Raw genomic sequence first — 9,204 nt, 5'->3', positions numbered from 1 at the left:
AGCCTGCTACGCCTGCGCTCGACGTAGCGCGGTTCGAACGGATCTGGCCGGCAGCAGCCGGGACCAAACCGAACATCCCGGATGGGGTGACGTACTCGTTACCTGGATCGAGTTCAAACACAAAACAGACCCACCTGCACCTCGACATGGTTGTGCCCGGCTACCCGGCGACTGTGTTCGAGATTGATAGGCCGACCAGATGGCTCTACGACATCGCGAAGGAGGGCCAGGCCATCTCCAGGCGTGTAAGCCAGGACGAGCCGAAAGGCAAGGAAAGCTGGCTGCATTGGGACGGCAAAGCCCTGGTCGCCGACGATTTCAGGAACTGGCGCGAGGGTACGAACCGCCCATTGAGCGGGGGTGCAACTGAGCTTTCCGACGCGCTGGTTGCGGTAGTGATCGCCTATCTGGCGGTGCGCGACGAGGACATCCATGTGAAGACGAGACTGGTACAGGAACTTGCTGAAAAGAGGGCGTACGGCTCTGCTGCTGTGAAGGCCGCCGTGATCGGGCTGCTGCCGTACCACGAGGTGTGGAGCCCGGCACGAGTGGTGCACGTCCTCGAGGAGCAGCCCGAATTGCTGCCGTTCTTGTGGCCAACGTTGAGCGAACCCCTGCGGTTTGCCGGGGACCAGGACACGCTACCGAAGTGGGCAAACCGCGTCCTCGATGTCGTGACGCTGCACGCCGAGATCCTGCTTGAAGCCACCCGCCGAGAGTACGTCCCGGCTGACGCGTGGGACGGCATCGGTGCGTTGGCGGCGAAGAAGGGTTCGTCCGCGGCGGTGAAGAAGGCCCGGGCGCTGGCCACAGACTTCGGCGCAGCCAAGTCCCTGAGCTGACTGAAAACTCCCACGAGGCGACCACCGAGGAGGTCGAATGCCTCTCGACGCGACGACGAGGCGGCACACGCGGGCGGCAAGAACGTAGGGTGGGCTGTATGAACGACCTGACCATCGCGCCCGGCCCGGGGATCCCCGGCGGTGTAGTTATCGCAGCCGCCGATCTGACGGAGCGGTTCGCGAAGTCGTCGGGGCCGGGTGGCCAGGGCGTCAACACGACGGACAGCAAGGTACAGCTTTCCATCAATATCGCCACGTGCGCATCGCTCTCCGACGCCCAGCGTCGCCGCGTCCTCCGCAACCTCGAGCACCTCCTGGACGGCACCGTCCTTACCTTGTCTGCGTCGACCCAACGGTCGCAGGTCCGCAACCGCGCCGAGGCACGTCGCCGCATGGCTGCCCTGTTGCGCGAGGCGCTCGCTCCGCCTCCTCCCCCGCGGCGCAGGACAACGCCGACGCAGGGCTCGGTACGACGCCGTCTTGAAGCGAAGAAACGGCGCTCGGAGCTGAAGTCGACAAGACGGCGTCCTCAGATTCCCTAGTTCGTTCCTAAGCCGATGCGTAAGGATGAGACGTTCTTCCAACTCGTGTTGGCTCGGCTAGTAGAGCCGACCTCGGAGCTGGACAGCCTGCACGTGATCGAAGCACTCGGCCTCCAACCCGTGCACCTGTCGACGGTGAAACGAGCCCTGCAGCGCTGCGCCAGCAGGGATTACCGAGAACAGCTCGCAGCAGCGAGTTTCACACATGTGTGGAATCAGCCCTGCCGGGACGTTTCGCTGTTGTTGTTTGACGTGATCACGCTGTATTTCGAGGCGGAGAAGGAAATCGATGCCGCCGGGCTGCGGTTCATCGTCGGCTCCCAGATCACGAAGGCACCCCATGATCTGGCAATACTCCCCCAAGCGCGCGGTCCGTGATGGGCAAACACTCACCGCGCAAGAACACCGCACCATCGACACCATCGAGGGCCGCTCACATCACTCGGGCACTAAAGTTGTGCAACTCGGGTCGGAGGATCGCTGGTCAAACGGGCGTGCGGCGTCAAGGATTCGACGGAGCGTTCGCCGGCTCCCAGCCGAGTTCGGGCGCAACGTACTTCGCGAACGATTCGAGCACGTGCAGGTTGTACTGGGTGCCGACCTGGTTGGGAATCGTCAACATGAGCGTGTCCGCCGACATCACCGCCGCGCCCGCCCGCAACTGCTCGACGAGCTTGTCCGGCTCGTCCGCGTAGGTACGGCCGAACGTCGACGTGTAACCGTCAATGACACCCACCTGGTCACGGCCCTGGCCTCCCCTGCCGAAGTAACGACGGTCAAGGTCGCTCACGATCGGGAACACCGAACGGCTGACCGACACGCGCGGCTCCCACCCGTGCCCGGCCTCGGCCCAAGCGTCGCGGTACTGCTGGATCTGCTCAGCCTGCAGGCCACCCAGGCTCGCGCCGGTCGCCTCGGTGAGCAGCGTCGAGCTCATGAGGTTGACCCCCTGCTGCGCACTCCACACGGCGGTGTCCCGGCTTCCAGCACCCCACCAGATGCGACGATCCAAGCCTGGCGAATGCGGCTGGATGCCGAGCCGGGCACCGACGGGGAACTGCTTCGGATCGGCATCGACCACCTTCTCGCCTCGGATCGCCGCCATGAACAGCGGGAACTTCTCGCGCGCGATGTCCGCCCCGCGCGGGTCGGTCGAGCCGGTGTAGCCGAATGCCTCCCAGCCACGATCGGCGGGCTCCGGCGACCCGCGACTCACGCCCAGGGCGACGCGCCCGTCGGCGATGAGATCGAGTGCGGCAGCCTCCTCGGCCAGGTAGAGCGGATTCTCGTAGCGCAGGTCGATCACGCCGGTGCCGACCTCGATGTGCCTCGTGCGCGCCGCGATCGCCGACAGCAGCGGCATCGGCGAGGCCGCCTGCCTGGCGAAGTGGTGCACCCGGAAGTAGGCGCCGTTGACACCCAGCTCATCGGCGGCGACGGATAACTCGATGGCGCTGTGCAACGACGCTCGAGCGTCGAACGGGTCACCTTCCGGGCCGTGATGACCAAAGCTCAGGAATCCAAAGCGCTTCATGACCCTCCTAGTTGAATTATCAACAGTATAGCGGGTACTCCCCACCAGACCGCACAGCGTTCCGCAACCGAATGACTTTTGGGCCCGCGCTGTCAATCGATGGCAACGTGTCCCTCCAGTGCCTTGGCAAGCTGCACGGGCCACGGAGGTGGAGTACGTGAGGGTTGGCGGGTTGGCTGGACAAGGGTGAAAATACCGCTCGAGCGCCTTCAAGACCGCATTCGGTGAGGGCATCAGCCACAAGCACACTCTCCCGAATCGGCCACAAACCAACGGCAAGGTCGAACGATTCAACCGCACCATGCTCGAGGAGTGCGCCTGCGCTCGCACCTACACATCAGAAGCCGAACGCGTAGCCGACCTCCCCGGGCAGAGAACAACTAGACGTTGAACCGGAACTCCACCGAGCTCCGGCACTGAGAACCATCAGCGCCCGTGGGCGTGCGTGGCATCGATTCGCTGGCGGTCCAGCCAGCGGCTGAGCACGTCGATCCACATATCGAAGGCGTCGAGGTGCGCGTCATGGCTACCGCCATCGAGATCAATCCTGTCTGTCTGGGGCCTGCGCCGGATCAATGCGTCCCGATCGTCGTTGCCGAACATCCCATGCTTCGCGAACACCGCGAGTGTCGGGACCGTCAGAGCCTCCCACTCGTCCCAGCGGGGCTCGTGCACCGCCTCGATCACGCGCTGCATGACGGCGGCGTCGAAGCGCGGGACGAGGCCATGATCTGTCAGTTCGAAGTCTGCCACCCAGGCATCGACGATCGCGTCCCCGCCCAGGAACTCTCTCGCCGCGGCCTCGTCCTCGAACGGCACTGGCCACGACGCGAAATACCTGCCGAGCTGTGCGGCCTCGCCCGAATCATCGCTGCCCTTCACATGCCCTTCCAGCATCACGAGCCCTTTGACCAGGTCTGGTCGCGCCACCGCGACGAGGAACGCGGTATGGGCTTTCATCGACTGCCCGACGAGCACCGCGCGCTGCCCAGGGATGAGCTCCTCGAGGACAGCGACGACGTCTCCGACGAAGGCATCGCGCGACAAGTCATTGGGAAGCCGTGTACTCGCACCGTGCCCCCGCTGGTCCACGAGCAGCACCCGATATCCCGGCAACGCTTGCGCCGTTGGCAGCAGCTCGCGCGAGCTCCCCGCGAGACCGTGCAGCAGTACGACGACGGGGCCATCGCCACCGAGGTCAGTGACCGCGATCGAGACACCGTCGGGACGTAACACCGTGCGGTTGGTCATGCCACCTCCAGTAGCTTGATCTCGGCAGATGTGCCGCACATGGCCTTCCCAGCGATCAACTGAGAATCCGCTTGACGAGCGGCAGCGCATATTGCCAGTCGTCGCCGTCGGGATCGACGAGATCGGCGTCCTCGAACCAGGTCACGTCTGCCTCCGGATGAGGGCCAATCAAGCCCACATTTCCATCACCGCACCGATAATATGCGGCAGCGAGATCGCCTGTTTCATAGAGCGCATATTCCTCCGCACCATCTCTTGGCAACCGCGCACCCTCTTGAAAATAGGTCCAACGCAAGGTCTCACCCCACGTGACCGCCACCACTTGATCGCTGCTATCTTCTACAGGGAAGCCGGGAACGTTTACCTCCCCCGCAACGGAATAATCTAGCAAACCGAAGCCCTCGCTCCCGGCGAGATATGCGCCCATGCAGATTCCGAGGTAGCTTCCACCGGTAGCAATATAGTCACGTAGCCCGCGGATGAAATCCGAAGGAAAACTCTGGGCCGCACCACTGATGTCGTCCCCGCCGCCTGGCTGAGCGTAGAGGACGGCTCCAGATAGGGCACTCGCTTCGAGAGGGACCTGTTCGCGTGGGCCGATAAACGCAACGTCCAGGCCAAGCGGTGGTCGAGACAGCCGCTCTGCAAGAATCTCCGAGCATCCTGCGCATCCTGCGGGGCCGCGGTACACAAGGGCGATTCGCCCGTCCGAACCTCCGTGCTCGTTCGTGCTGGTTGGTGCGCACCCGTTCACCAGCCCGGCGACCGGGACCGTCAGCAATCCCCCGAGGACAGACCGGCGCGTCCATCCAGCAGGTGATTCGAACGTACTCACAGCTCAATCCTAGTGAACTTGCTCCACAGTTCACCGAAGCACCGCGAACGAGCAGACGGGGTCGCCTCCTTCGCCTACTCGATGACTGGTGGAGGTTCGACTCCCGAGTACTTCATTTCGGCGCGGAGGATCCGCGCCCACTGGTCACTAATGGCGGCATCGAGGCCTGCTTCGAGAACTCATACCCGCGCGGCGCCCCCGTCACTCTCGCGGGCGCCCATCCCACGTGGCCGACGACGCGACCTTCGTTTCGCGCCATGGTGTGGACATCATGTGGCGCATAACCGTAGGGCTGTTGCGGATCCCACTCACCGAACTCCTCGAGATACTCGCTGTCGAAGAGCTGTCGAAGCCCATGCAGATCGGCTTCAGTCAGCTCCTGGTGGGCGATGACATCGATCGAACGACGCTTCAAGCTTCCACATCCCACGGATCTACGAGTTCGACGCCGATGTGCTGGAAATCCTTCACATTGCGCGTAGCACAGGTTGCCCCATTCGCCAGGCAGATCGCGGCAATCTGAGCGTCGACGGTACTGACCGGCACACCTGCTGCCTCACGCGACACGAGCACCTCCGCGTACCGCTCCGCCGCGTCAGCATCAAATGCGAGCACCGACCGACTCCCCCGATACGGCACTACCGCTTCCTCAATCCCGTGCGCCAGCGCGTCCTTGCGTCGACCTTCCCGGAGCCTTCGAACGCCGGCAAGCAACTCCGCAAGAGTGACAGACGTGATCGCGACGTCACCCGTCAGCGACACAAGCCACTCGACGACACGAGGCTCCGGCGAGGGCCGAAAGATCTCCGAGACGACATTGGTGTCGAGGACGATCACTCGAAGCTCGCCACCCGTGCGACATCATCGCGCGTCGGAATCGGCAGCTCCTCGACCCCACCGACATCCTGCGCCACATTCAGAAGAGCCACACCTATGTGCGGCCGTCGGACCGCCTTCGTCAAGATGTCGCGAACCTCGGCCTCCATGGACCGCCCCTGTTCCTTCGCCTGAGAAGCGAGCTGCTGCTTCACATGGTCATCGAGCCCACGCACGATAATGGAAGACATCAGAACCACCTCCTCCTGCTATCAACAAAGATATCTCTGATGGCACGATGCGAGAACCAACAACCGGAAGAACTCAAGAACGATGCCTACACCCCTAACGTCAACAGCAAGTAGGCGGCACGGACACACTGCACCGCGAGATTTCATTCACTCACGCGACCTTGAGTGGACTAATAGCGGCGACCGTGTTCTTCAACGCGCGACGCTCCAACCGCAGCTCGTAATTCGACTGCAGATTCACCCAGAACTCCTCGGACGTCCCGAAATACCGCGCCAGCCGCATCGCCGAATCTGCAGTGATACCACGCTTGCCATGCACCATCTCGTTGATCCGACGAGGCGGCACCCCGATCGAAACGACGAGCTTATGCTGAGTGACCCTGAAACCCTCGATCAAGTCCTCCATCAGGATCTCTCCCGGGTGGATCGGCTCGATCAGGTCGGCCTCAGCGGTAGTCGACGAGCTCGACACCATCCGCACATCCATCCCTCCAGACGAAGCAGATACGCCATTGCGCACTCACACGGATGCTGTACTGCCCACGCCGGTCGACAACGAGACGCTCCAGCCGATTCCCGGCGAGATTCGCAGATCATCGAGATCCTTCGCTGCGTGGATCAGCTCCAGCTTCCGCATGGCCGCCCGCGAAGAGCTTTCCAGCAGATTCAATAGCGCGAGGGTGAAAGTTCTTCAACAAAACTCTGCAGAAGGAGGACATCGATTCGTTCTTCGCTGAGCGAGGAATGAGCTTGATGCTCGCGGTATGACCATCAGGTCAGTGGATGACTACAGCTAGAAGCGCAGGCGCCAAAGACGAAACTCATTAGGGCTTGGATTGAATTACCACAGCTACGCCGAGGCAGCTTGGACCGGCTGAATCTGCTCAACCTCGGCAAGGATTTTGTCCTCGGCCACATCTAGGTCGTACTGCGCTTGCAGCCCCAGCCAAAACTGCGGGCTCATCCCAAAATACTTCCCTAAACGGAGAGCAGTATCGGCAGTAACAGCCCGCTTCCCGTGAACGATCTCATTGATCCGGCGCGGTGGAACGCCGATGGAAACAGCGAGTTTGTGCTGCGTGACCCCCATCTCCTTGAGGAAGTCCTCCATGAGAATTTCACCAGGGTGTACTGGTGGAAGCTTGTCAGTGATAGTCAACGATCTCGACCTCCTCTGGACCAGCTGCCGTCCACCGAAAGCAGATCCGCCACTGGCTGTTGATGCGAATACTGTGTTGACCCCGCCTGTCCCCTTTCAACGCTTCGAGACGGTTTCCCGGCGGAATCCGCAGCTCCTCGAGGCTTTGCACGTACGCAAGCTGCCGCAGCTTGCGCAGTGCCACCGAATGGATTCGGGAATCAATCGAGCGCACCCGCTCTCGATTCCACAACCGCTCGGTGTCCTTGTTGGCGAATGACTGGATCATGCTTCATCCTACCCCCCATAACGCTACACGTCAATAACGCTAAACGTTAAACCGGAACTCCACGGAGTGTCGGCGCAGTTTAACGTGTGCGAGGTTCATTCTTGGACCCAGCCCAGTCGCTGGCGTTAACCTTGCACACAACTACGGCGATGGCCCCTGGACGGCCTTGCCGACTCAGCACCCGGCACCTCCATCACAGGCGTTCGTGCTCCCCACATCCTTCGCTCAAAGCGGACTGCTATTCCGTAAACCGATGTTGTCACCCCTCCAGGACGGTAGCCTTATCAACCCAGCGAGCCAATAGACTGAAAGCCGCGAGCTGCTCCAACGCGACTTGCTCCTCACCACCGTCGTGTGGAACATGCATCCCGGGATTGCGGATAGCCGCGTACAAGCCCTCTGCAAAGGCGCGGGCGCCCCGATGCAGGTTCTCAAACGTCCTACTGCCATCATTTTCCATAAGCCGAAGGCGCGGCACATTACGCTTCGGATCGTGGAGTGAAAACGCCTCGTTGAAAAGTGCTGTTTCAGATACGTCTAGGCGGTTCAGTTTCGCTTGGGTCTCTGCATTGACGCGGATGGCAGCCTGCATCACTCCTTGATGGTAGTGCCCATGATTCCAGTAACCCTTGCCATTTTCCCACGCCCACGGATGCAGATTGGCTGCGTCTAAGTCTGGTGTGTTCTCTCCGAGCTTTTCAGCGAGTTCAGACCGACGTTCAAGCGCTGTCTTGGCCCGAGCCGCTTGACTCCTCAGCCAGCTATACTCCTTGTCCTGGACCGGGAGTCCTTGTCTCCACCCGGGAAGCACTCGGTCAAGGATCACTTCAACGACATGGGCGCGTGCCGCAGCCTCAGTCGGCGATCCGCTCATAACGGTTCCAAGGTAGGCGATGCCCGGGCCCATGTCGGGGACTACCTTCGCTGTGACTTGCAGGAACGTGTCTATCTCATTGATCGCCCCACTCGGGGTCCAGCTCGGCCATGCCTCCATTATGACGTATGGGGCTGACACGGCCGGAGAGAACTGGTCTGATACCCCAACCAGAAACACCCCGCATTGTTGCAGGCGCGCTGTCGCGCGCCCACAATGGAAACCATGAGCGATCCCAACTTCACGATCCGCCAGATCACCTTCGACTGCCACGATCCCTCAAAGCTCGCCAAGTTTTGGTCCGCCGCAACCGGCTGCGAAATCGCCGCGGATTACGGCGATTTCGTGATGGTTGATTCGACCCCGGCGCTAGGGTTTCAGCGCGTCGAGGATCCCACGCCTGGCAAGAACCGCATGCATATCGACGCTGGCGGGGCGGAGCGCGAATCCTTGGTAGAGCGCCTCAAAGGCCTGGGCGCTGCCGAACTCGGCACCCATGAGGCGCCGGGATTGGTGTGGACCGTCATGCAGGACCCAGAAGGCAACGAGTTCTGTGTGGGCAACCCCGAGGCCTAGCTACACATTGAACTTGAACTCCACGGTATGTGGTTGCAAAGTTACTTTCTCGAGAACCTCGCCGCCCACGTCGCTCCCGCGTTGGGTGGCAGCCGAACCACAAAGGATCAGTCATCTGCTATCCCATCGACTAATTCTTGCAGGTCGCAGGACCTTCGCGTAACTGTCAGTTCAGTGCATTTTGAATAGTTCAGCACACGTTGTATTGTTCAGCACATGCTGACCATTGCTTCACGCCTCGACGTCATGAACCGGC

The 9,204-nt window shown here is 61.6% G+C and carries 16 protein-coding genes and 1 pseudogene; 5 read left to right on the top strand and 12 right to left on the bottom strand.

Features of this window, described 5'->3' with window-relative positions; genetic code table 11:
* From Q0X68_RS12470 to Q0X68_RS12460, 3 genes are all read left to right on the top strand, one after another.
* The coding region (locus Q0X68_RS12470; RefSeq protein WP_297752360.1) for a hypothetical protein at window positions 1–842 on the top strand (842 nt) is incomplete at its 5' end.
* A 98-nt stretch (window positions 843–940) separates the two neighbouring features.
* Window positions 941–1,384: an alternative ribosome rescue aminoacyl-tRNA hydrolase ArfB gene (gene arfB, locus Q0X68_RS12465; protein ID WP_297752357.1), complete on the top strand. Its 444-nt coding sequence runs from the start codon at window positions 941–943 to the stop codon at window positions 1,382–1,384.
* Window positions 1,385–1,399: 15 nt separating this feature from the next.
* Window positions 1,400–1,762, top strand: a complete 363-nt coding sequence (locus tag Q0X68_RS12460; protein ID WP_297752354.1) for a hypothetical protein — start codon at window positions 1,400–1,402, stop codon at window positions 1,760–1,762.
* A gap of 124 nt (window positions 1,763–1,886) precedes the next feature.
* Here the strand turns inward: Q0X68_RS12460 and Q0X68_RS12455 are convergent, their stop codons facing one another.
* The gene (locus Q0X68_RS12455; RefSeq protein ID WP_297752351.1) at window positions 1,887–2,918 is read right to left on the bottom strand and encodes an LLM class flavin-dependent oxidoreductase; all 1,032 of its coding nucleotides are present in this window, start codon (window positions 2,916–2,918) and stop codon (window positions 1,887–1,889) included.
* Window positions 2,919–3,111: 193 nt separating this feature from the next.
* Here Q0X68_RS12455 and Q0X68_RS12450 point away from each other — a divergent pair.
* Window positions 3,112–3,276, top strand: a pseudogene (locus Q0X68_RS12450) (integrase core domain-containing protein); the annotation flags it as partial.
* 68 nt (window positions 3,277–3,344) lie between these two features.
* On the opposite strand, the gene Q0X68_RS12445 reads toward Q0X68_RS12450, so the two are convergent.
* The 11 genes from Q0X68_RS12445 to Q0X68_RS12395 all read right to left on the bottom strand — a co-directional run bounded on the left by Q0X68_RS12445 (window position 3,345) and on the right by Q0X68_RS12395 (window position 8,372).
* Entirely contained in the window at window positions 3,345–4,169 is an 825-nt protein-coding gene (locus Q0X68_RS12445) for an alpha/beta fold hydrolase (RefSeq protein WP_297752349.1), read from the bottom strand.
* Between the two features lie 55 nt (window positions 4,170–4,224).
* Window positions 4,225–4,860 carry a BPL-N domain-containing protein gene (locus Q0X68_RS13195; RefSeq protein WP_366128379.1) on the bottom strand — a complete coding sequence of 212 codons (636 nt, stop codon included), beginning with the start codon at window positions 4,858–4,860 and terminating at the stop codon, window positions 4,225–4,227.
* 256 nt (window positions 4,861–5,116) lie between these two features.
* Window positions 5,117–5,419, bottom strand: a complete 303-nt coding sequence (locus Q0X68_RS12435) for a hypothetical protein (protein WP_297752346.1) — start codon at window positions 5,417–5,419, stop codon at window positions 5,117–5,119.
* Window positions 5,416–5,841 carry a type II toxin-antitoxin system VapC family toxin gene (locus Q0X68_RS12430; RefSeq protein ID WP_297752343.1) on the bottom strand — a complete coding sequence of 142 codons (426 nt, stop codon included), beginning with the start codon at window positions 5,839–5,841 and terminating at the stop codon, window positions 5,416–5,418. Before Q0X68_RS12430 ends, Q0X68_RS12435 begins: the two co-directional genes overlap by 4 nt.
* Window positions 5,838–6,071 (bottom strand): FitA-like ribbon-helix-helix domain-containing protein, encoded by a 234-nt coding sequence (locus tag Q0X68_RS12425; protein WP_297752340.1) that lies wholly within the window; start codon window positions 6,069–6,071, stop codon window positions 5,838–5,840. Before Q0X68_RS12425 ends, Q0X68_RS12430 begins: the two co-directional genes overlap by 4 nt.
* Window positions 6,072–6,222: 151 nt before the next feature.
* Window positions 6,223–6,546 (bottom strand): HigA family addiction module antitoxin, encoded by a 324-nt coding sequence (locus Q0X68_RS12420; RefSeq protein ID WP_297752337.1) that lies wholly within the window; start codon window positions 6,544–6,546, stop codon window positions 6,223–6,225.
* Window positions 6,518–6,595: a hypothetical protein gene (locus Q0X68_RS12415; protein ID WP_297752363.1), complete on the bottom strand. Its 78-nt coding sequence runs from the start codon at window positions 6,593–6,595 to the stop codon at window positions 6,518–6,520. Before Q0X68_RS12415 ends, Q0X68_RS12420 begins: the two co-directional genes overlap by 29 nt.
* Entirely contained in the window at window positions 6,592–6,741 is a 150-nt protein-coding gene (locus Q0X68_RS12410; protein WP_297752334.1) for a hypothetical protein, read from the bottom strand. The genes Q0X68_RS12415 and Q0X68_RS12410 overlap by 4 nt, the downstream gene beginning before the upstream one ends.
* 180 nt (window positions 6,742–6,921) lie before the next feature.
* The gene (locus Q0X68_RS12405; protein ID WP_297743068.1) at window positions 6,922–7,224 is read right to left on the bottom strand and encodes a HigA family addiction module antitoxin; all 303 of its coding nucleotides are present in this window, start codon (window positions 7,222–7,224) and stop codon (window positions 6,922–6,924) included.
* Complete coding sequence (locus Q0X68_RS12400; RefSeq protein WP_297752332.1) at window positions 7,217–7,498, bottom strand: type II toxin-antitoxin system RelE/ParE family toxin; 282 nt, start codon at window positions 7,496–7,498, stop codon at window positions 7,217–7,219. Before Q0X68_RS12400 ends, Q0X68_RS12405 begins: the two co-directional genes overlap by 8 nt.
* 259 nt (window positions 7,499–7,757) lie before the next feature.
* On the bottom strand, window positions 7,758–8,372 hold the full coding sequence (locus Q0X68_RS12395) for a TIGR02391 family protein (protein ID WP_297752329.1): 615 nt from the start codon (window positions 8,370–8,372) through the stop codon (window positions 7,758–7,760).
* Window positions 8,373–8,597: 225 nt separating this feature from the next.
* On the opposite strand from Q0X68_RS12395, the gene Q0X68_RS12390 reads away from it, so the two are divergent.
* Complete coding sequence (locus Q0X68_RS12390) at window positions 8,598–8,948, top strand: VOC family protein (protein WP_297752324.1); 351 nt, start codon at window positions 8,598–8,600, stop codon at window positions 8,946–8,948.
* Window positions 8,949–9,204: the final 256 nt, after the last annotated feature.

Origin of the sequence: uncultured Tessaracoccus sp. (assembly GCF_947286155.1) — a bacterium.
Lineage (GTDB): Bacteria > Actinomycetota > Actinomycetes > Propionibacteriales > Propionibacteriaceae > Arachnia.
The sequence above is the reverse complement of the archived record's forward strand: the minus strand, read 5'-3'. Positions and strand labels throughout refer to the sequence as shown.

Excerpts from the sequence above, each read along its gene's own strand:
- arfB (WP_297752357.1), top strand. The coding sequence starts at position 941 with ATGAACGACCTGACCATCGCGCCCGGCCCGGGGATCCCCGGCGGTGTA.
- Q0X68_RS12460 (WP_297752354.1), top strand. The coding sequence starts at position 1,400 with ATGCGTAAGGATGAGACGTTCTTCCAACTCGTGTTGGCTCGGCTAGTA.
- Q0X68_RS12455 (WP_297752351.1), bottom strand. The coding sequence starts at position 2,918 with ATGAAGCGCTTTGGATTCCTGAGCTTTGGTCATCACGGCCCGGAAGGT.
- Q0X68_RS12445 (WP_297752349.1), bottom strand. The coding sequence starts at position 4,169 with ATGACCAACCGCACGGTGTTACGTCCCGACGGTGTCTCGATCGCGGTC.
- Q0X68_RS12425 (WP_297752340.1), bottom strand. The coding sequence starts at position 6,071 with ATGTCTTCCATTATCGTGCGTGGGCTCGATGACCATGTGAAGCAGCAG.
- Q0X68_RS12420 (WP_297752337.1), bottom strand. The coding sequence starts at position 6,546 with ATGGTGTCGAGCTCGTCGACTACCGCTGAGGCCGACCTGATCGAGCCG.
- Q0X68_RS12400 (WP_297752332.1), bottom strand. The coding sequence starts at position 7,498 with ATGATCCAGTCATTCGCCAACAAGGACACCGAGCGGTTGTGGAATCGA.
- Q0X68_RS12395 (WP_297752329.1), bottom strand. The coding sequence starts at position 8,372 with ATGAGCGGATCGCCGACTGAGGCTGCGGCACGCGCCCATGTCGTTGAA.
- Q0X68_RS12390 (WP_297752324.1), top strand. The coding sequence starts at position 8,598 with ATGAGCGATCCCAACTTCACGATCCGCCAGATCACCTTCGACTGCCAC.